19 protein-coding genes and 1 tRNA gene are annotated in these 22,817 nt (G+C 65.6%); 5 read left to right on the plus strand and 15 right to left on the minus strand.

The genetic code is table 11. From position 1 onward, the window contains the following. Nucleotides 1–63 precede the first annotated feature (63 nt). From pbpG to ACYVGS_RS06220, 10 genes are all read right to left on the minus strand, one after another. Entirely contained in the window at nucleotides 64–912 is an 849-nt protein-coding gene (pbpG, locus tag ACYVGS_RS06175) for a serine hydrolase family protein (protein ID WP_460587792.1), read from the minus strand. 64 nt (nucleotides 913–976) lie between these two features. Next, the gene (locus ACYVGS_RS06180; protein ID WP_460587793.1) at nucleotides 977–1,981 is read right to left on the minus strand and encodes an NAD(P)H-dependent glycerol-3-phosphate dehydrogenase; all 1,005 of its coding nucleotides are present in this window, start codon (nucleotides 1,979–1,981) and stop codon (nucleotides 977–979) included. Between the two features lie 2 nt (nucleotides 1,982–1,983). Further along, complete coding sequence (locus tag ACYVGS_RS06185; RefSeq protein ID WP_460587794.1) at nucleotides 1,984–2,418, minus strand: nuclear transport factor 2 family protein; 435 nt, start codon at nucleotides 2,416–2,418, stop codon at nucleotides 1,984–1,986. A 102-nt stretch (nucleotides 2,419–2,520) separates the two neighbouring features. Continuing rightward, on the minus strand, nucleotides 2,521–3,222 hold the full coding sequence (locus ACYVGS_RS06190) for an SCO family protein (RefSeq protein WP_460587795.1): 702 nt from the start codon (nucleotides 3,220–3,222) through the stop codon (nucleotides 2,521–2,523). 11 nt (nucleotides 3,223–3,233) lie between these two features. Next, nucleotides 3,234–3,551, minus strand: a complete 318-nt coding sequence (locus ACYVGS_RS06195) for a cytochrome C oxidase subunit IV family protein (protein ID WP_460587796.1) — start codon at nucleotides 3,549–3,551, stop codon at nucleotides 3,234–3,236. A gap of 14 nt (nucleotides 3,552–3,565) precedes the next feature. Beyond that, nucleotides 3,566–4,246 carry a heme-copper oxidase subunit III family protein gene (locus ACYVGS_RS06200; protein ID WP_460587797.1) on the minus strand — a complete coding sequence of 227 codons (681 nt, stop codon included), beginning with the start codon at nucleotides 4,244–4,246 and terminating at the stop codon, nucleotides 3,566–3,568. Between the two features lie 10 nt (nucleotides 4,247–4,256). Next, complete coding sequence (locus ACYVGS_RS06205) at nucleotides 4,257–4,931, minus strand: cytochrome c oxidase subunit 3 family protein (RefSeq protein WP_460587798.1); 675 nt, start codon at nucleotides 4,929–4,931, stop codon at nucleotides 4,257–4,259. Next, entirely contained in the window at nucleotides 4,928–6,667 is a 1,740-nt protein-coding gene (locus ACYVGS_RS06210) for a cytochrome c oxidase subunit I (protein ID WP_460587799.1), read from the minus strand. The genes ACYVGS_RS06205 and ACYVGS_RS06210 overlap by 4 nt, the downstream gene beginning before the upstream one ends. Nucleotides 6,668–6,692: 25 nt before the next feature. Then, a complete protein-coding gene (locus ACYVGS_RS06215; protein ID WP_460587800.1) occupies nucleotides 6,693–8,045 on the minus strand; it encodes a c-type cytochrome in 1,353 nt (450 codons plus the stop codon). Between the two features lie 80 nt (nucleotides 8,046–8,125). After that, a complete protein-coding gene (locus ACYVGS_RS06220; protein WP_460587801.1) occupies nucleotides 8,126–8,680 on the minus strand; it encodes an NAD/FAD-utilizing enzyme in 555 nt (184 codons plus the stop codon). Nucleotides 8,681–8,852: 172 nt separating this feature from the next. Here ACYVGS_RS06220 and ACYVGS_RS06225 point away from each other — a divergent pair, with 172 nt between their 5' ends. Further along, a complete protein-coding gene (locus ACYVGS_RS06225; protein ID WP_460587802.1) occupies nucleotides 8,853–10,592 on the plus strand; it encodes a serine/threonine-protein kinase in 1,740 nt (579 codons plus the stop codon). On the opposite strand, the gene ACYVGS_RS06230 is transcribed toward ACYVGS_RS06225, so the two are convergent. Further along, the gene (locus tag ACYVGS_RS06230) at nucleotides 10,534–11,361 is read right to left on the minus strand and encodes an alpha/beta fold hydrolase (protein WP_460587803.1); all 828 of its coding nucleotides are present in this window, start codon (nucleotides 11,359–11,361) and stop codon (nucleotides 10,534–10,536) included. The genes ACYVGS_RS06225 and ACYVGS_RS06230 overlap by 59 nt on opposite strands. 80 nt (nucleotides 11,362–11,441) lie before the next feature. Here ACYVGS_RS06230 and ACYVGS_RS06235 point away from each other — a divergent pair, with 80 nt between their 5' ends. Then, a complete protein-coding gene (locus ACYVGS_RS06235) occupies nucleotides 11,442–13,088 on the plus strand; it encodes a caspase family protein (RefSeq protein WP_460587804.1) in 1,647 nt (548 codons plus the stop codon). 2 nt (nucleotides 13,089–13,090) lie between these two features. Here the strand turns inward: ACYVGS_RS06235 and ACYVGS_RS06240 are convergent. After that, nucleotides 13,091–13,167, minus strand: a tRNA-Val gene (locus ACYVGS_RS06240). Nucleotides 13,168–13,335: 168 nt separating this feature from the next. Between ACYVGS_RS06240 and ACYVGS_RS06245 the strand changes: the two genes are divergently transcribed. Then, complete coding sequence (locus tag ACYVGS_RS06245; RefSeq protein WP_460587805.1) at nucleotides 13,336–15,285, plus strand: acetoacetate--CoA ligase; 1,950 nt, start codon at nucleotides 13,336–13,338, stop codon at nucleotides 15,283–15,285. Nucleotides 15,286–15,364: 79 nt separating this feature from the next. Here the strand turns inward: ACYVGS_RS06245 and ACYVGS_RS06250 are convergent, their stop codons facing one another. After that, nucleotides 15,365–16,135 carry a sterol desaturase family protein gene (locus ACYVGS_RS06250; protein WP_460587806.1) on the minus strand — a complete coding sequence of 257 codons (771 nt, stop codon included), beginning with the start codon at nucleotides 16,133–16,135 and terminating at the stop codon, nucleotides 15,365–15,367. A 185-nt stretch (nucleotides 16,136–16,320) separates the two neighbouring features. On the opposite strand from ACYVGS_RS06250, the gene ACYVGS_RS06255 reads away from it, so the two are divergent. Continuing rightward, entirely contained in the window at nucleotides 16,321–17,565 is a 1,245-nt protein-coding gene (locus ACYVGS_RS06255) for an NAD(P)/FAD-dependent oxidoreductase (RefSeq protein ID WP_460587807.1), read from the plus strand. 75 nt (nucleotides 17,566–17,640) lie between these two features. Here the strand turns inward: ACYVGS_RS06255 and ACYVGS_RS06260 are convergent, their stop codons facing one another. Continuing rightward, nucleotides 17,641–19,266, minus strand: coding sequence for an iron-sulfur cluster-binding protein (locus tag ACYVGS_RS06260; protein ID WP_460587808.1), 1,626 nt, complete (start codon nucleotides 19,264–19,266; stop codon nucleotides 17,641–17,643). An 87-nt stretch (nucleotides 19,267–19,353) separates the two neighbouring features. Then, the gene (locus ACYVGS_RS06265) at nucleotides 19,354–20,832 is read right to left on the minus strand and encodes a protein adenylyltransferase SelO (protein WP_460587809.1); all 1,479 of its coding nucleotides are present in this window, start codon (nucleotides 20,830–20,832) and stop codon (nucleotides 19,354–19,356) included. A gap of 86 nt (nucleotides 20,833–20,918) precedes the next feature. Between ACYVGS_RS06265 and ACYVGS_RS06270 the strand changes: the two genes are divergently transcribed. After that, nucleotides 20,919–22,787: an N-acyl-D-amino-acid deacylase family protein gene (locus tag ACYVGS_RS06270; RefSeq protein ID WP_460587810.1), complete on the plus strand. Its 1,869-nt coding sequence runs from the start codon at nucleotides 20,919–20,921 to the stop codon at nucleotides 22,785–22,787. Nucleotides 22,788–22,817 lie beyond the last annotated feature (30 nt).

Raw genomic sequence — 22,817 nt, forward strand, 5'->3', positions numbered from 1 at the left:
TGTTCTCCTCTCTCTGGGGCCTACGCGCGCTTTCGCCAGCCGGATTGGCGGGCTCGCCCCGTCTCAGCGCTGGGCCAGGTTTCCGCTGCTGCTCAACAACCACTTGCGCAGGCGGTTGGAGTCACCGAAGGGTGTCAGCTTGCCAAAGGAGTTGAGCAGAATGATGGATACCGGCTCTCCCTGGATGGTCGCGCGCATGACCAGGCAGCGCCCGGCCTCGTCCAGATAGCCGGTCTTGCTCAACGCGATGTGCCACTGCGCGTTCTTCAGCAGGCGATTGGTGTTGGCGTAGTTCAGTGGGCCGCGATTGGACCAGGGACGTACGGCGACCCCCTGGGTGGTGCTGGCCTCGGTGATCAGCGGGTAAGCTTCGGCAGCGCGGACCATGAGGGCCAGGTCCCTGGCGGTGGACAGGTTGTCACCGTGGAGACCCGCGGGGTCGGCGAACTGGCTGTTGCGCATGCCCAGGGCTTCCGCCTTGAGATTCATCGCCTGTACAAAGGCCTTCAGGCCCCCGGGGTAGGTGCGGCCGAGGGCGTGGGCGGCGCGGTTCTCGGAGGACATCAGGGCCAGCAGAAGCATTTCGCGCCGGGTCAGCGTAGCGCCGTAGTCCAGTCGCGAACCGGTGAGACGGATCAGGTCGCGGTCTTCCCGGGTGACTGTGATCTTCTCTTCCAGGTCGAGCCCGGCATCCAGGATCACCATGGCAGTCATCAGCTTGGTAATCGACGCGATGGGCCGGACGCTGTCGGTATCCTTGCTGTAAATCACGCGTCCCTCGCGGTCCAGTACCAGCGCGGACGCGGAGCGCAGGCCCGGGTCGCCGCGCAGGCCCTGGAAGCGGCTGTCTGCCGCCAGGGAAAGGGAGCTGGTCAGCAGCAGGGTCAGGCAAAGCAGCAGGCGCGCGGGCATGGGCAACAATCCGTATGACAGGCTGCTGCCATTGTGCCCCAGGGAAGCGGGGGGAGGCCAGTCCTCAGCCGGGCTCCGATTCGGCGCCCGCGGAGACCCGCAGCAGGCCGCGAAAGATCCGCTGCGCCGTGGTTTCGCCGGTCAGGACGCGGTAGACGTCGCTGGTCATCGGCATTTCCACGCCGTGCGCTTCCGCCAGGGCGAGCACGGCGGGGGCGCTCTTTGCACCTTCGGCGACCATGTACATCTCGGCGCTGATCTCCTCTAGCGTACGGCCGCGCCCGAGTTCCATGCCGACGTGGCGGTTGCGACTCTGGGGGCTGGTGCAGGTGGCGATCATGTCCCCCATGCCGGCCAGGCCGGCGAAGGTCTCCGCCTGGCCGCCCATGGCGACGCCCAGGCGGGTAATCTCCGCCAGCCCGCGGGTGATCAGTGCGGCGCGGGTGTTGTCGCCGGCGCCCATGCCATCGCCCATGCCCACGGCGATGGCGATGATGTTTTTCAGTACCCCGCCCAGCTCGCAGCCGATGACGTCGGTGTTGGTATAGACGCGGAACAGACCACTGGAAAACAGGCCCTGCAATTCGCCCAGGATAATCGCGTCCTGCATCGCCAGCACGGTCGCCGCCGCCTGCCCGGCCATGATCTCCCGGGCCAGGTTCGGGCCGGTGAGGACGCCGACCGGATGCCCGGGCAGGACCTCGTTGATGATCTCGGTCATGCGCAGACGCGTGTCCAGCTCCAGCCCCTTGGTGAGGCTGATGACCGGCACCCAGGGGCGGATGTGTTCGCGGGCATCCTCGAGGACTGCGCGAAAGTTCTGTGAGGGTACGCCCACCACCAGCACGTCGGCACTGGCCGCGGTGGCGGCGATGTCGCTGCTCGCCAGCAGGCGCTCCGGCAGCCGCGCGCCGGGGAGGTAGGTCTCGTTGGTATGTTGCTGGTTGATTTCCCGCACGGTGTCCGGGTTGCGCGCCCACAGGGTCACCTGTGCGTTGCGGGAAAGCAGCGCCGCAACTGTGGTTCCCCAGGAGCCGCCACCCAGCAGGCCGACTGTGAGTGGTTTCATGCTCACGCGACGTCGATTTCTTCCAGGGTGTTGTAGGGCGCGTCGGTTTCCCAGTAGCCGCGCAGGGAGAGCAGCTTGCCTTCGTCATTGACGTGGTAGGTGAATACCCCGTGAATCTTCTGTACCACCTGCTTGCCGGGACCGGCGTCAGCGGTCACGGTGAGGTTCACCAGGTTGGCGACTTCATTGCCGGCGGCGAAGGATTCCAGGATCTCGATACGAATATCCGCCGGGGCAATGAAATTCTCCCAGAAGGCCTCGCGGGCCGCGGGGCCGCGGTGGCCCTTGCCGACCGGGTCGATGTGCGAAACGCCGATGGGGTCTTCGATGATGGCGTCCTCTGCGTACAGGCCCAGCCAGCCTTCGCGGTTCTTGCTGTGCACGTATTCGCGGGACAGCAGGGCGGCGCGGCGGGCGGGGTGCTCATTCTCGAACATGGCGTGTCTCCTTGGGCAGTTGCTGGCCGGTTTTGTATGGCTGGCGCGAGTGTAGCGTGATTGAGCGGTTTCGGGGTAGGGCGGATGTGGCGGGCTGCACGCTCAACCGGACAGGGGTGTGCCGGATCGGGCGGACAGGTAATCGCGCAGGGCGACATAGTCCGCTGCCAGGGTGTCCACATCGAAGGAGGGCAGCCCCGCCCCTGCCGGGTCGGGCTCGAACACCGCCTGCAGCTCCCCAGCGGGGTTCAGCAGCAACAGGGTCACGCCGTGGAGCACCTGGTAATCACCGCTGTCCAGACCCCCCGGTGACGCAGGCTCGAGTTCCGCCAGGATGCCCAGACTGCGTTCAAAGGCCCGCTGGCCCGCCAGGTGCCGGGAGGAGGCAGTCAGTCCGCGCAGGCGCTCATCGAAGAAATCCAGATAGCGGCGCAGGGCTTCCGGCGTGTCCCGGCGGTAGTCGACACTGTAGAAGAGAATGTCCAGGTCCTCGTCATAAGTGAGCGGGATTCGGCTGCGGAAGCGCATCAGTTCCGCGAGGGTGGCGGGGCAGACATCGGGACAGGTGGTAAAGCCGTAGGTCACCAGTGTCCACTGGCCCCGCAGGCTGTCGCGGCCGACCTCGTTCCCGGCGGTGTCCAGGAGCGTGAAGGCCTGCAGGGGGCGCGACTCGGGCAGCAGCACGCCCTGGATCTGCGGCGGTGGCAGCGGCCGCCACCACCACAGCAGTGCGGCGACCAGGATAATGCAGGCATTGGCGAGCGCGAAGCCGAGCAGCATGCGCCGCCGTGGCGTCACCGACATGGTCGACCTCCTCAGGTGGCGAGAAACTGCATCCGCATCAGGAAGGTGTGGTCGGCTTCAATGGCCATCAGGGCGATCAGGGCCACTATCGCAAGCAGTGGCAGCAGCAGGACGTACTGCAGCGACAGGCGCTCCCACATCAGGTGCATGAAAATGGCGATGATCAGGCCTGCCTTGAGGAACATGAAGGTCAGGATCAGCGACCAGCGCAGCATGCCCTCGAGGTGGAAATAGTCCACCAGGTAGGAGAAGAAACTGAGCACAAACAGCAGCAGCCAGATCTTCAGGTAGATGCCGATGGGGTGTTGTTGTCCGGTATCGCTTGTCATGGCGGTGACCTCCGCTACCAGAGATAGAAGAATGCGAAGATGAAGACCCAGACCAGGTCGACGAAGTGCCAGTACAGGCCGGCGATCTCGACGATGGCATAACCCTTTTTCTCGTAGTCGCCGCGGGCGACCTTGCGCGCGACGATCGCCAGGTAGATTACGCCGGCGCTCACGTGCAGGCCGTGGAAACCGGTAATCATGAAGAAGGCGGCGCCGAACTGCTCGGCGCCCCAGGGGTTGGCCCAGGGGCGCACGCCCTCGGAAATCAGTTTGCTCCACTCGAAGGCCTGCATGCCCACGAAGCTGGCGCCGAGCACTGCCGTGGCGGCGATCAGCATCACGGTGCGCCGACGGTCGCCCCGATAGGCGTAGTTAACCGCCATGGCCATGGTGCCGGAGCTGGTGATCAGCACGAAGGTCATGATCGCAATCAGCAGCAACGGCATGTAGACGCCGCCGATGGTCAGGGCGAACACTTCACTCACCGGCGGCCAGGCCTCGGTTGCCGCCATGCGCACTTTCATGTAGCCGGTCAGGAAAATACTGAATATGAAGGTGTCCGAGAGCAGGAAGATCCACATCATCGCCTTGCCCCAGGGCATGTCGAAGGTCTGCCTGTCGGCCGCCCAGTCGGCCACCATGCCCTTCACCCCGGGCTGTTCGTAGTCGCTGCTACTGATCTTTCCGGCGTCCATGATGCTGCCCTCAGAAACCGCACAGTGCGGCGAGTGTATTGATGGTCTCCGCGCGGCTGGTCAGCAGTGCGAACAGCACCAGCCAGACGGCAAAGAGGAAGTGCCAGTACTGCGTGCACAGCCCCAGCGGCTGGCTCAGGGTGGCAACACTGTCGTCGTACCAGACCCGGAAGACCACATTCGCCAGCACGATCAGGCCGCCCATGACATGCAGCCCGTGTACCGCCGTCAGCAGGTAGAAGTAGCTGTTAGCGGGGTTGCCGGTCATGTAATAGCCGAGGGACTGCAGGTAGCGCCAGAGCTCCATCTGTGCGACCAGGAAGGCGATGGAGAAGAACACACCGGCACTGATACCTGCCACTGCGAGGTTCAGCCGATCGCGGCGGGCACCTAGCAGGCCCAGTTGCAAGGCCACACTGGCCAGTGCCAGCAGCCCGGTGTTGACCCACAGGCGGCTGGCATCGGTGAAGGGCTGCCAGGGCTGGCCCGCGAGCGCCTGGAAGTCGGGGTACTGCGAGCGCGACAGGAAGGTGATGATGAACAGGAAGAAGAGCACCCCCACGATCGCCATGATGAAGCGCAGAGCGGTGCGCGAGGCGGCGGCCGGGTCCACCGGCGTCAGCACGGCATCGTGGCCCGAGGGTGTCAGCCAGGGTTTTTCCCCGAGGGTCCTGAATACACTCATGTGCCTGTCCCTCCCGCCTTCTCAGGCTGGTTCTGTGGAATGAAGTCTTTCTCGGCGCCGGGGACGCTGAAGTCATAGGCCCAGCGGTGGACACTGGGCAGTTCCGGCCCCCAGTTGCCGTGTTTCGGCGGCACATCGGGTGTCTGCCACTCCAGGCTGGTGGCGCCCCAGGGGTTGTGTCCGGCCGGTTCGCCGCGGCGCAGCGTGCGCACCACGTTGTAGAGGAAGATCAGCTGACTCAGCCCGACGATCAGTGCGGCGATGGTGATATTGGCATTCAGCGTCTCGGCGGATGCGGGGATGAAGTCGCTGCCGCCCATGGCGAAGTAGCGCCGGGGCACGCCCAGAAAGCCCAGGTAGTGCATGGGCAGGTAGACCGCGTAGGTGCCGAGGAAGGTGAACCAGAAGTGCGCCTTGCCCAGGCCCTCGTGGAGCTTGCGACCGGAAATCAGCGGGAACCAGTGGTAGATGGCGGCAAACAGCACCATGATCGGTGACACGCCCATGACCATGTGGAAGTGGGCGACCACGAAATAGGTGTCCGACAGGGGCAGGTCGATGGTGACATTGCCCAGGAACAGGCCAGTCAGGCCGCCGTGGGTAAAGGTAAAAATGAAGCCGATGGCAAACAGCATGGGCACAGTGAGGTGGATGTTGCCCCGCCACAGGGTCAAGACCCAGTTGTAGACCTTGATGGCCGTGGGCACGGCGATGATCAGGGTGGTGGTGGCGAAGAAGAAACCGAAGGCGGGGTGCATGCCGCTGACGTACATGTGGTGCGCCCAGACGAAGAAACTGAGACCACCGATGGCGACGATGGCCCAGACCATCATGCGATAGCCAAAGATGTTCTTGCGTGCGTGGGTGGCGATCACGTCGGAGACCATGCCAAAGGCGGGCAGGGCGACGATGTAGACCTCGGGGTGACCGAAGAACCAGAACAGGTGCTGGAACAGGATCGGGCTGCCGCCGGTGTAGTCCATGGATTCACCCAGGGACACCAGCGCGGGCATGAAGAAACTGGTGCCGATCACCTTGTCCAGCAGCATCATGATGGCGCTGACCAGCAGGGCGGGAAAGGCCAGCAGGCCCAGTACGGTGGCGGTGAAGATGCCCCAGATGGTCAGGGGCATGCGCATCAGGGTCATGCCCCGGGTGCGCGCCTGCAGGATGGTGGTGACGTAGTTGAGGCCGCCCATGGTGAAGGCGACGATGAAAATAGCCAGGGAAATCAGCATCAGGATGATGCCCAAGTCGTAGCCCGGGGTGCCCTGCAGGATGGCCTGGGGCGGGTACAGGGTCCAGCCGGCGCCGGTCGGCCCCCCGGGCACGAAGAAACTGGCCAACAGCACAATGACCGAGAGCAGGTAGGTCCAGAAGCTGAGCATATTGAGGTAGGGGAAGACCATGTCCCTGGCGCCGATCATCAGCGGGATCAGGTAGTTGCCAAAGCCCCCGAGCAGCAGGGCCGTGAGCAGGTAGATAACCATGATCATGCCGTGCATGGTGACGAACTGCAGGTAGGCACTGGGGTCGATGAAGTCGAAGGTGTCGGGAAAGCCCAGCTGCAGCCGCATCAGCCCGGAAAGCACCAGGGCCACCAGGCCGACGAAGATTGCCGTGATGCCGTACTGGATGGCGATGACCTTGTGGTCCTGGCTCCAGATGTATCTGGTGACAAAGCTGTGTGGATCGTGCAGCTCGGCGGGCTGGTCTGCGATGGCGGTATGTTGCATGCCGGTTATCCCTCCGGGACGAGAATCACAGGGTATTCAGGTAGGCCAGCAGGTCGTCGATGGACTGCTCGCGCTGCAGGGCGCGCGCCATCAGGATCATCTGCTTGCCGTGGCGGTCATCCTCGTGATAGCCGCGTATGCCATTGCGAAAGTTCGCCAGCTGCCGGCGCAGATACCAGTCGTGCTGGTCGGCGAGGCGCGGTGCCTGCAGGGCGGCGTTGCCCTGGGCGCGCGCGCCGTGACAGGCGCCGCAGCTGTTGTAGTGGGCCGCGCCGCGCTGAGGGTTGCCCTCTACCGTGGTTTCGGGCTCCGGAACGGGCAGGCTGGCCAGCCAGGCGGAGACATCGCGCACCGCCTGGGGACCGGCGAGCACGCCGGCCATCGGTGCCATCTGCTGTCCCAGGGTGTCTTCCTGGTGGGCGCCGCGCACACCCTGTCGGTAGTGCTCCAGTTGCCGCTGGATATACCAGCCCGGCAGGCCGGCCAGGGCCGGGCCGTTCATTGCCGGGTTGCCCTGCCCGCGATCCCCGTGGCAGGCACTGCAGGGCGCGTAGGCCGTTTCACCGGCCGCGAGGTCGCCCGCGGGGATCCCCTGGACGTCGCTCCAGCTGGATTGCTGGGCCAGCCAGTCGCGGTGGGTGTCGGCATCTTCCACCACCACGGCCCCGCGCATGGCGTAGTGGGCGATACCACACAGCTCCATGCACATGATGTCGAAGCGTCCCTCCCGGGTCGGCGTGAACCACACGTAGCTCACGGTGCCGGGGATCATGTCCATCTTGACCCGGAACTGGGGTACGGCGAAGTTGTGCAGTACGTCGCGGGAGCGCAACAGCACCTTGACCGGGCGTCCCGCCGGCAGGTGCAGGTCATCGTCGCGAATCAGGAGGTCGTCGGCCGCAGCCGGGTCATTCGGGTCGAGTCCAAAAGGGTTCGCCTGGGAAATGAAGCGTGCATCGACCTTGCCCAGGGTGCCGTCCTCACCCGGCAGTCGATAACTCCAGCGCCACTGCTCCCCGAGGACTTCGATCTCCTCCGCGTCCTCGGGAACCTTGATGAAGTCGGCCCAGACCACCAGGCCCGGCGCCAGCATGGCGATCACGCCGACCGCGGTGATGGCGGTCAGCCAGGTTTCCAGCGAGCGGTTCTCGGGTTCGTAGTCGGCCTTCTGGCCGGGCTTGTGTCGGTAGCGGTAGATACTCCAGGCGAGGAACAGGTTGACGGCGACGAAGACGAAGCCGGTGATATAGAGCGTGATATCGACGGTGGTATCCACCGTGCCCCAGTTGGATGCCAGCGGGGTGAACCACCAGGGGCTCCACCAGTGGAACAGGAGTGAACCGAGTACCAGCAGTACCAGGGCAATCACCAGCTTCATGTTGCCTCCCGGGGTGGCGACCCCCGGCTTGCGGAGTGGTCGCCACGACTGTCGTCATTATTGTTATCGGGTCGGGTCGATCAGGGCGCAGTCTTCATGAACCGGTCGAAGCGGTTGCGTACACCCAGGAACCAGCCGGGTGCCGCGGGACCTTCTCCGGCGGCCTCCAGTTTGGGGTGAGACTTCACCACCTCGCGCAGGATGTTTTCCTGTTCGCGCCACACATCGACAAACAGCACGTGTTTGCCTTCGCGGAGGTCATCCTGGAAACGCTGGAAGTCCGAGTGGGGTTCCTGGATCCCGATCAGGCCGCCCTCCCAGGTGCAGAAGCCGAGCACCACAATCGCCAGGAAGATGGGCGGTATCCAGGTAATGGTGTCGGAAATGCCCGTCGACCAGGCGAGCAGCAGCACCAGTGCGGCGCCCACAACACCGATGACTGCGCCCCGCTCCGTTCCGTGGACGACGTCCTTGCGCAGTACGGCTTCCACCTCGTTCAGCTGATGTGCCTTGACCCCGGCGTCGTCTTCGCTGAGCACGTGAATCTGGGGGGTGGTGACACCGGCTGCCTCCAGGTCCCGCTCCACGGTCTCGAGCTCGTCCAGATCGTTACAGATAAAGAAGTGCCGCTTCATTATTTTAATACTCCCGGTCAATCCCTCGGGGAAAAGTATAGCAGTGGGTTTGCGGGCCGCCAGTTTTGTGCGACGCCTCACAGGTGATGCTGTCATCGCCTGATAGTTGTCGTAATTCCCTTCGGGCAGGTTAGGATAGAGCTCTGTGAACATGCCAGGGTCCGGGGGACGCATGACCGGTAAAGAAGACGAGGTCGAAAAGAAACAGGAGGAGCGCGCATCGGTCGATGACGATCGCACCGTCCTGGTGGACGACAGTGAAGCCCCCACGGTCCTGGTCGAAGAGGACGAGAGCCCGGCGGAGGATCAGACTCTACTGACCGGCGACGCTCCAGAGCCTGCTGCGGGCGGTGGTGCGGATGCGCCCACCGTGGTCGCGCCGAGCGCGCCTGACGCCCGGGCCCCCGATGTCGCGAGCCCCGATGACGGCACGGGCGCTAGCGATATCAGCGCAGCCGAGAGGGCGGCCCGGGAAGCGCCCACCCAGGTGCTCGACGCCGCGGGCGGCGCGGAAGATACCGGGACACCGGCCCCCGGCCTGCACACTGCCGCCGACATGCCCACCCGTGCGGTCACCGACCGTGCCACCGAGGCGGCCACCCATGCCGGGGTCTCGCCGCTGACCGGCCGCGCCTACGCACCCCATTCGAGCAATGTCATCAAGGATCGCTTCGTGCTCGAGGCGCGCCTCGGGAAGGGCGGCATGGGGCAGGTCTACAAGGCGCGCGACCTGCGCAAGGAAGAGGCCCGCGACGACAATCCCTGGGTGGCGATCAAGTTCCTGGGGGAAGAGTTTGCCCGTCACCCCAAGGCACTGATCAGCCTGCAGCGGGAAGCCAAGAAGTCCCAGCAGATGGCGCACCCCAATGTGGTCACGGTCTACGATTTCGACCGCGACGGCGACCGGGTCTACATGACCATGGAGCTCTTGCAGGGGGCGCCACTGGGCAGTTGGGAAAAGGTCGACTACGCCGAGGGCAGGAAGCCCGAGGTGCGCGACCTGATCCTGCAGATGGCCAGTGGCCTTGCCTACGCCCACGAGCAGGGCATGGTGCACTCCGACTTCAAGCCCGACAATGTCTTCGTGACCACCCAGGGTCGGGTCAAGATCCTCGACTTTGGTATCGCCCGAATCATGGATACGGCGCTGGAAAAGGATCACTTCGACGCCGGTGAACTGGGTGCCATGACTCTGCGCTATGCCTCCCTGGAGATGCTGCGCCGTGACAACCAGCCGCATCCCTCCGACGATGTCTACGCCCTGGGCCTGATGGCCTACCAGTTGTATACCGGCCACCATCCCTACGGTGGGCGCACGGCCGAGGACGCCCTGGCCAAGGGCTTGAAAGCGACGCCGGTCAAGGGGCTGAAGCGGCACGAGTGGAAGGCGATTGCCCGCGCCATTGAACTCGAGCGGGAGCAGCGGACCGCTTCCGCAGCCCAGTTCATCAAGGAGTTTTCCGGGACCTCGCGGCGCAACCGCATACTCTCCGCCGCAGTCGTGGTGCTGGCGCTGGTGGCCGGCTATTTTGCCTGGCAGGCGGCCCAGCCCGAGGGGCCGGCGGTCCCCTTCGAGGAACTGCCGCCGGTGGTGCAGACGCAGTTCAGCGAGCTGATTTCCCGCGGCCAGCAGTCGGCGCAGATCCAGGACTGGGATGGCGCCGCCCGCTACTATACCCAGGCTTGGGAGTTGCACCCGCGCAACCCCGAGGCGAAGGCGGGCCTGGATCAGCTGGTGGATTACCTGGCGCAAGTGGCACCCACGATGCAGGCCGGGCGGCAGCAGGACTACCTGCTCCAGCTGATGGACGACTATGCGGCGGAAAACGAATACCTGGAGAGCCACCCCCGGCTCAAGGCCGCGCGTGAGTCGCTCCGGGCGGCGCTCGAGGATCCGGCCGGTCCGCCCTGACTTCCCGGGCAGTTTCGAGAAGTTCGGGCCAGGCCTCCACCCAGCAGCAGCGGTGGTCGAACCCGGCCTGTATTAGCCAGCCCGCGTCGGGGTGGTGCTTGCGGTAGGCGTCCAGAGTGTCCAGCGGCACGACCTTGTCCCGGTCGCCATGGAGGTGAACCCGGTGCAAGGGCGCCTCGGAGTCAGTTTCCCTGGCCGGGTTCAGCGAGGCACTTAGCGGCAGGTGCCGGTGGTATCGGGTCCAGGCCGCGGTATCCAGATTGGCGGCGATGGTGACCACGGTGGTGGGCAACCGCTGTCGCGCCGCCAGCAGGGTCGCCAGGGTGCCGCCGCCGCTATAGCCGACCAGTAGCAGCGACTGCGCTCCGCTTCGCTCGACCAGCTGCTGCAAGCCGGCATCCAGCGCGGAGACCACAGTTTCCGAATAGCGGCCACCTGTCCACAGGTCGGGGTCGCAGGCGGGGTCCATCTGCCGTTGCAGGTAGCAGGGCCGACCCAGCAGCACCGCCGGCGCCGGGTCCCGCAGCAGTAGCTCCAGCGCCATGTGTCGACGACCGGTCGGGTTCTTGCCGGGCCGATGTCCCCGCCAGGGGATGCCGTCACCGGGCAGGTAGACGCGCAATTCACCGGAGGCCGTCGTCAGTGTGCCCAGAACCGGCAGCCTGAAGCCGCCGGCCTGTACCTGGCTGAGGGGAATGGCGTGGTGTCGGGCCAGGCTCGCAGCGTCGGGCGGGGCGGCACAGCCGGCGAGAAGTGACGCAATCAGCAAAAACGCCCACCGGCCGTTGTCCCTGCAAAGCTTATGCACTATGTTCAGATGTCGATAACAGGTGAAAATCGGGCGTCCCCATGATCAGCACAGTTTTCAGATTTCCCCTGCCGGGCCGCGCGCGGCACTGGCTGGCCGCGCCGTCTGCGGTCTTGGCCGCGCTCCTGCTGCAGGCCTGCGCCAGCCCCGAGGGTTCCATTCCCATTCCCGAGGAGGCCCGGGTACAGGACCTCTACATTGTAGACTGCCTGCTGCCCGGCCAGGTGCGTCAGCTGGGCAATTCCACCTATCTGACACCCCGGCGGCCGACGCGCACCACCGCCCAGGATTGCCGGGTGCGGGGGGGCGAATATGTCGCCTTCGACCGCGCCGACTACAAGACGGCGCTCAAGGTCTGGATGCCCGCCGCGGAGGCCGGCGATGCCGAGGCGCAGAATTCCGTCGGCGAGATCTTCGAGCGCGGCCTCGGCACCGACCCCAACTACCAGGTAGCGGCGCTGTGGTACCGCAAGGCGGCGGAGCAGGGGCACAAGGGGGCACAGTTCAACCTCGGTACGCTGTATGAAACCGGCAACGGGGTTCCCCAGGACAAGGCCATGGCCCTGAACTGGTATCGCAAGGCCTGGGGGCTGTCTGACGACAGCCTGGTCTATGAGTCCGATGCCAAGGCGGCACTGGTGGCCCAGGCACAGGAGAACCAGGCCCTGGAGGCAGAGAAGGCCACCCTGGCGGAGCAATTGGCCGCCGAGCGCGAGGCCCGGGCGAAAGAACGCGAAGCCCGGGCGCGGGAGCGGGAAGCGGCCCGCAGCCGCGAGGCTGAGCTGGCTGCGCGGGCCGCCGATGCGGCGAGTGTCGCCGGGGAGCCCGCGGGAACCGCGGGAAATGAGGCGGACGACGAAGCGGCGGCGATGCCGCTGCAGGCCTCGGAGCAGATTGCCATCGGCGGGCCGGTGCCGGCTCCGGGCAAGGCGGTTGCCCGGGACGGGCGCAATTTCGGGCGTTATTTTGCCCTGGTCATCGGCAACAGTAACTACCGCCACCTGGACCAACTGTCCACGCCACTGACCGATGTGGACCGCGTGGCCGGGATGTTGGCGAGCAAGTATGGTTTCGGTGTCCAGGTACTGCATGACGCCAGCGATGCCGGCGTCATGCGCGCCCTCAACCAGCTCAACGGCGTGCTGGAGGAAGACGACAACCTGCTGATCTACTACGCCGGTCACGGTAATCGCCGGGCCACTGGGGCCTACGAATCGGGCTATTGGCTGCCGGTGAATGCCGAGCCACCGCCGGACGATACCTTCTGGGTGCCCACGGAGCAGGTCAGCAGCCATCTGGCCCGCCTGCCCGCCCGACGCATCCTGGTGGTGACCGACTCCACCTTCGCCGGCCTGCTGGCGGACAACCCCGCCTTCCTGCTGGTCAGTGGCCGGGAGAATCTGCTGTCGGATGCCTACATCGACCTGCGCTTTCCCAACAAGTCGCGCCTGTTGCTGAGCTCGGGCCAGGATCAGCCGCTGCCGAGTGAAAGCAATCCCCAGGTGTCGGTCTTTGCGGACGCCTTTATCAGCGCTCTGCGGGACAACGAGTCGGTGCTTACCGCGCCGGCGCTGTTCCTGGGCATGCTGGATTTGCTCGATGAAAGCCTGCCGGGGCTGGATCCGGAGTTCAAGGCGATCAAGCGCGCGGGGGATGAAGTCGGGGAGTTTTACTTTGTGGCGAGGTAGGGTGGTAGGACCAGGCGGATTCGAACCGCCGACCTCTACCATGTCAAGGTAGCGCTCTAACCAACTGAGCTATGGTCCTCCGAGGCGCGCCATAATACCCGAAAACGGCCGGTTTACAAGAGCCCCGGCACAGAAAAGCCCATCAGTGTGGCTTGGAGGTGCCCGGCGCCGGGCTCTGGTCAATTGAAAAACGCCCCTTCTGCGGGCACTCTGGTGCTGTCTTGTCTTTGCGTGGAGCGCCCTGCCGATGTCCAGGCTCCTGTGGTCCCCGCCGGAATCGCGCCGGCGACAAGCCCGTTTGGCGGGTTTTTCGGCGCATTTACAAAGCCGTCGCGGTGTAGCGGCCGACACGGATTATTTCTCGATTCACGCCTGGGCCCTGGAGCACCCCGAAGCCTTCTGGTCGAGCGTCTGGGATTTCTGTGCTGTCCTCGCTGAGTGCAAGGGCGAGCGCGTACTGGAGGATGGCCAGCACTTTCCCGGCGCCCGCTGGTTCCCCGACGCGCGGCTGAACTTCGCCGAGAACCTGTTGCGACGGCGCGATGAGGGCGTGGCCCTGATCGGCCTGCTGGAAAACGGTCAGCGCCGGGAAGTCACCCATGCAGAACTCTACCAGCGTGTCGCCGGCCTGGCGGCGCGACTGCGCCAGGTGGGCATCCAGCCGGGGGACCGGGTGGCCGGTTTCCTGCCCAACGTGCCGGAGACGGTCATTGCCATGCTCGCTGCCGCCAGCCTGGGTGCGGTGTGGTCCTCCTGCTCCCCCGATTTTGGTATCAACGGCGTGCTGGATCGATTCGGGCAGATACAGCCCCGGGTGCTGTTCTGCGCCGATGGCTACTACTACAACGGCAAGGCCATCGACTCCCTGGCCCGGGCGCGGGGGATTCTGGCGGAAATTGACAGCGTGGAACAGCTGGTGGTGGTGCCGGTGCTGTCCCAGGCCCCCGATCTGTCGGGGCTGCCCGGAGCGCTGCTATTCGACGACTACACCGACACGGCGGCCACCGGGATCGACTTTGCCCGGCTGCCCTTCGATCACCCCCTCTACGTGATGTATTCTTCCGGCACCACGGGGGTACCCAAGTGCATCGTCCACGGCGCCGGCGGCACGCTGCTGCAGCATCTCAAAGAACATCAGCTGATGTGCGACATCGGCCCGGAGGATGTGTTTTTCTATTTCACCACCTGCGGCTGGATGATGTGGAACTGGTTGGCCAGCGGCCTGGCCAGCGGTGCCACCCTGGTGCTTTACGATGGCTCGCCCTTCGCCCGCAAGGGGCGATTGCTGCTGGATGCCATCGATCGCGAGGGGATCACGGTCTTTGGCACCAGTGCCAAATTTCTTGCCGCCCTGGAAAAGACCGGTATTGTGCCCCGGCAGAGCCACCGTCTGGACAGTCTGAAGACCATTCTCTCCACCGGTTCGCCCCTCTCCCACGAGAGCTTTGCCTGGGTCTACGAAGCGGTGAAGGCGGATGTCTGCCTGTCCAGCATCTCCGGTGGTACGGATATTCTCTCCTGCTTCGTCGGTGGCTCGGTGACCCTGCCGGTGTGGCAGGGGGAGATCCAGGCCCCGGGTCTGGGCATGGCGGTCTCCATCTGGAACGAGGCGGGGCAGTCGGTAGTGGAGGAGAAGGGCGAACTGGTCTGCACCGCGCCTTTTCCCAGCTGTCCCCTGGGCTTCTGGAACGACCCCGAGGGGCAGCGTTTCCACGAGGCCTACTTCGACCGTTTCCCGGGCGTATGGGCCCACGGGGACTATGGCGAAATCACTGCCCATGGCGGCTTCATCATTCACGGGCGCTCCGATGCGGTGCTCAACCCGGGCGGGGTGCGCATCGGCACGGCGGAGATTTACCGCCAGGTAGAGCAGGTCGAGGAGGTGCTGGAGAGCATCGTCATCGGCCAGCAGTGGCAGGACGATGTCCGCGTGGTGCTGTTCGTGGTGCTGCGCGAGGGCGTGGTACTGGACGATGCCCTGCGCCAGCGCATCCGCGAGCAGATTCGCCGCAATACCACGCCGCGACATGTGCCGGCGAAGATCCTCCAGGTGGCGGATATTCCACGCACCTTGAGCGGCAAGATCGTGGAGCTGGCGGTACGCAACGTAGTGCACGGCGAGCCGGTAAAGAACACCGACGCCCTGGCCAACCCCGAGGCCCTGGACTTGTACCGGGACCTGCCCGAGTTGCAGTAAGGGTGCGCTGCGCCGGCACAGTCCGGCATCAGGCTTCCACCGATTTCAGGCTTTCTCCAGCCTCAGGCTTTCCGCAAGCTCAGGCTTCGACCGGCTGATTCCGCTCATCCCGCGGGGATTTTTCCATGGGGTGGGTTTCCACGGTGCCAAACAGCCAGTCGTAGAGCAGGGTGATGGTGGCGTAGTTGCCCCGGTGCATGTCCAGGTGGTGGGCATCGTGTTTCATGGCGATCCAGTTCACCGTTCGGAAGGGGAAGCGGTTGAGATCGATGCGGCAGTGGTTCACCTGGTTCAGTTGGGTGAATACCAGGGTGGAGAGCAGGATGGTTGCGACCTGGAAAGGTGCCAGTCCGGCCAGCCCCAGTACCACGATAGTGACGAAGTACAGCGCGATGCCAATAAAGATCTCCCAGGGGTGCAGCAGGTGGGAGTCGATGGAGGTGATGCGGCTTCGGGCCTGGTGGTGGACCGCATGCACCCGGCGCAGGTAGCCCTGGCCGTGGAACAGGAAACGGTGCACCAGGTAATAGAAAAAGTCGTAGACCATCAGGATCAACACCACATCCAGAGCGATTCGCCACAGGGGCTGTGCCTCCAGGGTGACGAAGAAAGGCAGGATGGCGACATAGAACACCAGATTGACGGCCCCGCCGACTTTCTGGCTGTTCTTGACCCGGTGATGGTACTTCTTGCCCTGCTCGCGCCACTTTTTCTGATTGGCTTCCCGGTTCTGGCTGCGCGCCTCGGCGAAGGCGGGCACCTGAAAGGCCAGCCATTGCAGCACTTTCATCGAAACGATCAGCAGCACCAGTGTTACCAGGCTGGCCTGCCAGTTGTAGGTGAACTCCATGACCCGCGTCCTCCACTGGGCAAAGCTGCCACGACGGTTTGCGTGCGGTTATAGTAAATCTGTATTGACATATGGTCAACTGTGATTGATTAAAGTGCCGGGTGCTGCGGCGGCCTTGTATTTCAGGGCCCGCCGCGCCAATCTTGCGCCAGAGTCGGGGAGCGGGATGCGGGAGGAGTGTGTGCATGATGCAGGGTAATTTTGACGTCATCATCATCGGTGCCGGCATCATCGGCCTCTCCACCGCCTGGCAACTGGCCCGGCGCAGTCGCTTGCGCGTGCTGGTGCTGGAAAAGGGGGCCGGCGTCGGCGAGGGTTCCACCGGTGCCTCCTCGGCGGTCTGCCGCTACCGCTATTCCCTGGATACCGTGGTGCAGCTGGCCCGTGACGGCATACACGCCTACCGTCACTGGGAGGAATTTACCGGGCTGGCCGAGCCCGCGGCCCGCTTCGAGCAGGACGGTGTACTCTGGCTGACCGGGCAGCGCGCGGGCTGGGCGGCCCGGGAGCATGCCCGCATGCAGGGGCTGGGTATTGCCACCGAAGTGCTCAAGGACAGCGACCTGGCGGAGCGCTTCCCGGCGCTCTCCACCTGCACCCTGGCACCGGATCTCGAGACCGGCGAGGAGCATGACTGCGTCGGTGGCGGTGAACACTTCTTCGAGGTGGAGGGGGGCTACATGGACCCGACCGCGGCGGCCTCGGACCTGCTAGCTGCCTGCCGTGGCGCCGGTGTCACGGTGCACTTCAATGCGGCGGTGGCGGAGATACGGCAGGCCGGTGGCGCCGTGACCGGCGTGAGCCTGGCCGACGGTTCGCAGTACGCGGCCGGCTGCGTGGTCAATGCCGCCGGCCCCTGGTGCAATGTCCTGCTGCACAGCGCCGGCCTGTCCCTGCCCTGGCGACTGAGTCCCACGCGCATCCAGATCGTTTACCTGGACCTGCCGCCGGCGCTGCAGACAGCGCTGCCGGTCACCGTGGATATGGACGCCGGGATCTATTTCCGGCGCCAGAATCGCGGCCAGCAGCTGGTGCTGGGCTCGACCCTGGAAAGTGACGAGCAGGAGCGGGTGGCGGACCCGGAGAACTTCAACCGCCTGGCCGACGACAGCTTCATGCAGGCCAAGCTGCACGCCCTGCACCACCGTATTCCCTCACTGCCCTACACCGGGCGGGTGACCTCCTATTGCGGGCTGTACACGGTGAACGAGCAGGATGTGCACCCGGTGATCGGTCCCACGCAGCTGGCGGGTTTTTACCTGGCCAATGGCTTCTCGGGTCACGGCTTCAAGCTGGCTCCGGCGGCCGGGGCCCTGCTGGCGCGGATGATCAGTGGCGAGCAGGATGCCTTCGATACCACAGCCGACCCGGCCTTCTTCCGGGTCGATCGCGCGCCGATTGCCCTGAGCAGCAAGTCGGTGCTGGCCTGAATCACCTGCTGCGATCAGGCGGAAGTGGCCCCCGGCATACCCGGAGGGCTGCCTGGGAGAGGCGCCGAGCCGGTCTCAGAGCCGGTCGGCGGCGATAAAGGGGCCGTCGACACAGAGGCGGCGACCGCTGGGGGTGGCGCAGGCGCCGCAGATGCCGACCCCGCACTTGGTCAGGTAGTCGATGGCACTGAAGATGCGGCTGTCATCACAGAACTCCCGCTGCACGGCAATTGCCGCGTGCACCATCGGCTCGGGGCCGCAGTTGTAGAACACCAGGTTGGCGCGCTCGTCGTCGCTCATGCCCGCCAGGCGCTCCCGCAGCAGCTCGGTGACCCGGCCGTGGTAGCCGGCGCTGCCGTCGTCGGTGGCCACGTGGACCTCGGCGATTTCCCGGCACTCGTCCAGGAAGTAGAGGCGCTCCGCGGTACGGGCACCGGCAAACACCTCGGCGTTGCCGAAGTCCCGCGCCGCCTGGTAGACCGCCGCCAGGCCGGTGCCGCCCGCCACCGCCATGATGCGGGCATCTTCCGGCGGTTCCACCGGGATGCCGTGGGGGCCGCGGACATAGGCCTCGGTGCCAACCGGCAGGTCCATCAGGCTGTGGGTGAACTGGCCGACATCGATGACCACCAGGGAGAAGGGATCGTCGGTGAGAGCGGAGAAGGGCTTTTCGCCCACCCCCGGCACCCACAGGAAGACAAATTCACCCGCCTGGATGTTCACCTTGCGGTCGAAGGTGAGCAGGGTGATGTCCTCGCAGACCCGGCGGTTTTCCACCAGGGTGACCGGGCGGAAGCCCATGTCGATGTCGTAGCGGATGTGCGATTCGGCGCGTTCGCTGCCGTGCTCCAGGTCGCGCTGCAGGGCCTGGAAATAGTCGCCGATCTCGTCGGTGGTCAGGCCTACCAGCGCGGAGCCGATACCCACCACCGAGGCGCCCGCATCGAGAAAGGCGCGCACGTCACCGGCACTGCTGGCACCGCCGCAGCCGATCAGCGGCAGGTCCACCGTGGCGGCGACTTCCCGCAGGCACTTCAGGGCGATCGGCAACACCGCCTTGCCGGACATGCCGCCCATGCCGTTGCTCAGCACGGGGTGGCCATGTGCCGCGGTGTAGCCGGGACCGAGCGTATTGATGGCGCACAGACCATCGGCACCGCCCTCGGCGGCAGCCCGGGCGATCGCCGCGATATCGCTGGTGTTCGGGGTCAGCTTGGGAATCACGGGGATATCCACCACCGCCTTGACCGCCGCGGTGATCTCCCGCACCAGCTCCGGGTCCTGGCCCATGGCCATGCCATAGCCCTTGGCATGCGGGCAGGAGAGGTTCAGCTCCAGACCATCGGAGACCGGCGCCAGCAGCTTCGCCACCTCGACAAATTCCTCCACCGAGCCACCGAAGATCGAGGTGAGCAGAAAGCGGTCTTCCGGCACCCGCAGCTTGCGGAGCAACTCAAGGGATTGCTCCGCCCCCGGGTTGGTCAGTCCCACCGCGTTGACGAAGCAGCCGGGGGCGTACTGGCTCAGCACCGGCTCCCGATAGCCCGCGCGGGGGGACAGGCCGATGCTTTTGGTCGTCACCACACCGACCTCGGGCATGTGGTCAAAGACATACTGGATGATGGATGTGGCGGTGGTCACGATGCCCGAAGGGATCGTGAAGGGGCCGGACAGGGTCTTTCCCAGGAACTCGGTTTTCAAGGCGGTGCTCGGCAATTTTCAAGGGGGTGGGTGGGGGCGCACAGTATAGCGCCTGGCCCGCGGGGAGTCGAAAATTGCCGCTGCGTTTCAGGTGCCGCAGAAGGTGCGGCGTACCCGCTGTTCCTCGGTGGCGGGCAGGGCGTAGTCGCGGTCGGCCGGGTCGTAGTCGAAGGGGCGGGTGACCCGTTCCAGCAGGCGGTGGAAGGGGGCGAAGTCGTCGTCCCGGGTGGCTGCCTGGATGACCGCCTCAACCTGGTGATTGCGGGGGATGAACACGGGATTGGCCCGGACCATGGCGGCCCGGCGCTCCGCCGGGTCTGCACCCTCGCGCGCCAGCCGCTCGCGCCAGCGCGCCAGCCAGTCGTCAAAGCGCTCCGGCAGGGTGAACAGCGCTGCCACGCTGCCGGGACCGTCCGGGTCGGGCCCGGCCAGATCCGCCAGACGGCGGAAGGTCAGGGTGAAATCGCTGCCCGCCGCCTGCATCAGCTCGTGCAGTTCGCCGACCAGGGCGTCGTCACCGCTTTCCCGGGTGGTGAAGCCCAGCTTGGCCTGCAGGCCCACCCGGTGCGCCGCCTCGAAATGCTCTCCGAAGGTATCCGCCGCGGCCTGTGCCAGGGCCACCGCGCGCTCGCTGTCGCTGTGGATCAGCGGCAGCAGCGCCTGGGCCAGGCAGGCCAGGTTCCAGTGGGCAATACCCGGCTGGTTGCCCCAGGCGTAGCGCCCCTGACGGTCGATGGAACTGAACACCGTCGCGGGGTCGAAAGCCTCCATGAAGGCGCAGGGGCCGTAGTCGATGGTCTCGCCGCAGAGCAGCATGTTGTCGGTGTTCATCACCCCGTGAATGAAACCCAGCAGCTGCCAGTGGGCCACCAGCGCCGCCTGCCGCTGGATGACGCCTTCCAGCAGGGACAGTGCGGGATTGTCGCTGTCCCGCCGCTCCGGGTAGTGGCGGGCGAGGGTGTGTTCCACCAGGGCGCGCAGGGAATCCGTGTCCTTGCGGGCGTAGAAGTACTCCAGCGTGCCGATGCGGATATGACTGCTGGCCACGCGGGCGAGAATGGCACCGGGGAGCGCCTGCTCGCGGTATACCGGCTCACCGGTGCTGACCGCCGCCAGGGCGCGGGTCGTGGGTACACCCAGGGCCGCCATGGCCTCGCTGAGGAGGTACTCGCGCAGTACCGGGCCCAGGGGCGAGCGGCCATCCCCGCCCCGGGACCAGGGGGTGGGACCACTGCCCTTGAGCTGCAGGTCGAAGCGCCGGCCCTCCGGGGTGAGAAATTCCCCCAGCAGCAGCGCGCGGCCATCCCCCAGCTGAGGGTTGAAACTGCCGAACTGGTGGCCGGCATAGGCCGCCGCCAGCGGTTCCGCACCGGGGAAAGGAGCGTTGCCCGCCAGCGCAGCGGTGCCCGCCGGGGAGGCCAGCCAGTCGGCGTCCAGGCCCAGGCCGGTCGCCAGCTCCCGGTTGACGCGAATCGGGGTCGGGGCGGCAACGGGTACCGGGTCCATCCGCCGGAAGCAGGCCTCCGGCAGGCGGCTATAGCTGTTGTCGAAATGAAATGCAGTCATCGTGGTCTTTACTGTAGCACCCGGGACTGGCAGATTACACGCCGATAACTAGAGTCGGGCCCACCCGGCAGACAGGAGAAAATAGCATGAGTGGTAGCTGGGACACCCTGATCCACGACGCGCTGGTGTTTGACGGCACCGGCACCCCCCCGCAAACCCTGGATATCGCCATCAAGGACGGGCGCGTGGCCGCCCGCGGTCAGGGGCTGCCCCGCGGCGAGGCGGCGCGGGTGGTGGATGGCAGCGGGCAGTGGCTGATGCCGGGCCTGTTGGACATTCACACCCACCTCGACCTGGAAGTGGACCTGGACCCGCGCCTGCCGGAGGTGGTTCGCCACGGCACCACCACGGTGCTGATGGGTAACTGCAGTTTGGGTACCTGCTTCGGCAAGCAGCTCGAGGGCGAGCAAAACCCCATCGTCGACTGCTTCACCCGAGTGGAGAACATCCCCAAGAAGGTGCTGTCGAAGTGCGTGGAGGCGATTACCTGGGACAGTACCGAGGGTTATCTGGAGCACCTGGACAGCCTGCCCCTGGGGCCCAATGTGGCCAGCTTTGTGCCCCACTCGATGTTGCGGGTGGAGGTCATGGGGCTGCAGGACAGCATTAGCCGCGACCCCACCGACGCCGAGCTGAGGGAGATGGAAAACCTGCTCGAGGAGGCCATGGCCCAGGGCTACCTGGGCATGAGCACCGATGGCCTGCCCTTCCACTACCTGGCCAATGCGCCCAATACCGATCAGCGCATCCCCACCCAGTTTGCCAGTTACAAGGAGCTGAAGCGCCTGCTCGGGGTGGTGCGCCGCTACGATCGCGTCTGGCAGACCACGCCCTTGCTGGAGAATCGGGCCAAGGCGCTGTTCTATTTCCTGCTCAGCAGTGGCCGCCTCTACGGGCGTACCCTGAAAACCTCGGCGCTGTCGGCGATGGAGTTCGTGCTGGCACCGAAGGCTTCCAATGCCTTCCTCGGCCTGGCCTCCCTGATCAACAGCCGCCTGCTCAAGGGGCGCATCCATTTCCAGGCCCTGGCGACCAACTTCCGGGTCTGGTCGGACGGTATTGTCAGCCCGCTGTTCGAGGAGCTGGATTCCACCTGCAAGTTGATTGCCAAGGAATACGACGATGTCGCGGGGCGGCGCGCCCTGCTGGATGATCCCGCCTTCGTCGAGGAATTCCGGCGCGAGTGGCAGCACGGTCGCGTCGGGCGCAACCTGGCGACCCTGAAAACCCACCTGGGCTTCCCCGACAAACTGGTAGTACGCGACCTGCAGCGCATGGTCTTCGACGGGGCTCCGGTACCCGAGTGGGAGGGGGAGACCCTGCAGGCAGTGATGGAGCGCCTGCAGCGTTTCCAGTCGGGAGACCAGGGCGAGGCCCGTTCCGAGGTTGAGCGCGAAGCCTTCGAGGGCTTTGGCGAGCCCGTGGCGGATGACGCCGATTTCATGCTGGCGCTGTTGCGCCGTTACGACAAGCGCTTCCGCTTCTGGGTGGACGTGGCCAACAAGGACAATGTTGCCACCCTCGACCTGCTGCTGCACCGCAACACCCTGCCTGGCTTCAACGATTCCGGCGCTCACATTACCAACATGGCCTTCTTCGACAGCAACCTGATGGGCCTGAAGCTGGCCCAGGCGCAGGGCCTGGACACGGTCAGCACGCTGGTGCGGCGCCTGACCCGGGAGCCGGCGCAATTCTTCGGGCTGGATGTCGGCAGCCTGGAGATCGGTGCCCAGGCGGATATTGTGCTGATCGACCCGGAGCAACTGCGCGCGTGGGATACCAATAGCCACCGCGAGTTCGTCTACCGCGAGCTGTTCGACCACCGGCAGATGGTCAATCGCTCCGACGGCGTGGTCAGCCGGGTGTTCATTGCCGGCGAGCCGGTGTGGGAGAACAACGCTTACACCGACGCCCTGGGCAGCCGACCCCTGGGCCGGGCGCTGCGGGCGGCTTGAGGCGCCGGGACCAGGGCTCCAGGACTGCCG

The organism is Haliea atlantica, assembly GCF_054779855.1.

What these genes read in the sequence shown, in the direction of transcription:
- pbpG (WP_460587792.1), bottom strand. Translation starts at nt 912, where the DNA reads ATGCCCGCGCGCCTGCTGCTTTGCCTGACCCTGCTGCTGACCAGCTCC.
- ACYVGS_RS06180 (WP_460587793.1), bottom strand. Translation starts at nt 1,981, where the DNA reads ATGAAACCACTCACAGTCGGCCTGCTGGGTGGCGGCTCCTGGGGAACC.
- ACYVGS_RS06185 (WP_460587794.1), bottom strand. Translation starts at nt 2,418, where the DNA reads ATGTTCGAGAATGAGCACCCCGCCCGCCGCGCCGCCCTGCTGTCCCGC.
- ACYVGS_RS06190 (WP_460587795.1), bottom strand. Translation starts at nt 3,222, where the DNA reads ATGTCGGTGACGCCACGGCGGCGCATGCTGCTCGGCTTCGCGCTCGCC.
- ACYVGS_RS06195 (WP_460587796.1), bottom strand. Translation starts at nt 3,551, where the DNA reads ATGACAAGCGATACCGGACAACAACACCCCATCGGCATCTACCTGAAG.
- ACYVGS_RS06200 (WP_460587797.1), bottom strand. Translation starts at nt 4,246, where the DNA reads ATGGACGCCGGAAAGATCAGTAGCAGCGACTACGAACAGCCCGGGGTG.
- ACYVGS_RS06205 (WP_460587798.1), bottom strand. Translation starts at nt 4,931, where the DNA reads ATGAGTGTATTCAGGACCCTCGGGGAAAAACCCTGGCTGACACCCTCG.
- ACYVGS_RS06210 (WP_460587799.1), bottom strand. Translation starts at nt 6,667, where the DNA reads ATGCAACATACCGCCATCGCAGACCAGCCCGCCGAGCTGCACGATCCA.
- ACYVGS_RS06215 (WP_460587800.1), bottom strand. Translation starts at nt 8,045, where the DNA reads ATGAAGCTGGTGATTGCCCTGGTACTGCTGGTACTCGGTTCACTCCTG.
- ACYVGS_RS06220 (WP_460587801.1), bottom strand. Translation starts at nt 8,680, where the DNA reads ATGAAGCGGCACTTCTTTATCTGTAACGATCTGGACGAGCTCGAGACC.
- ACYVGS_RS06225 (WP_460587802.1), top strand. Translation starts at nt 8,853, where the DNA reads ATGACCGGTAAAGAAGACGAGGTCGAAAAGAAACAGGAGGAGCGCGCA.
- ACYVGS_RS06235 (WP_460587804.1), top strand. Translation starts at nt 11,442, where the DNA reads ATGATCAGCACAGTTTTCAGATTTCCCCTGCCGGGCCGCGCGCGGCAC.
- ACYVGS_RS06245 (WP_460587805.1), top strand. Translation starts at nt 13,336, where the DNA reads ATGTCCAGGCTCCTGTGGTCCCCGCCGGAATCGCGCCGGCGACAAGCC.
- ACYVGS_RS06250 (WP_460587806.1), bottom strand. Translation starts at nt 16,135, where the DNA reads ATGGAGTTCACCTACAACTGGCAGGCCAGCCTGGTAACACTGGTGCTG.
- ACYVGS_RS06255 (WP_460587807.1), top strand. Translation starts at nt 16,321, where the DNA reads ATGATGCAGGGTAATTTTGACGTCATCATCATCGGTGCCGGCATCATC.
- ACYVGS_RS06265 (WP_460587809.1), bottom strand. Translation starts at nt 20,832, where the DNA reads ATGACTGCATTTCATTTCGACAACAGCTATAGCCGCCTGCCGGAGGCC.
- ACYVGS_RS06270 (WP_460587810.1), top strand. Translation starts at nt 20,919, where the DNA reads ATGAGTGGTAGCTGGGACACCCTGATCCACGACGCGCTGGTGTTTGAC.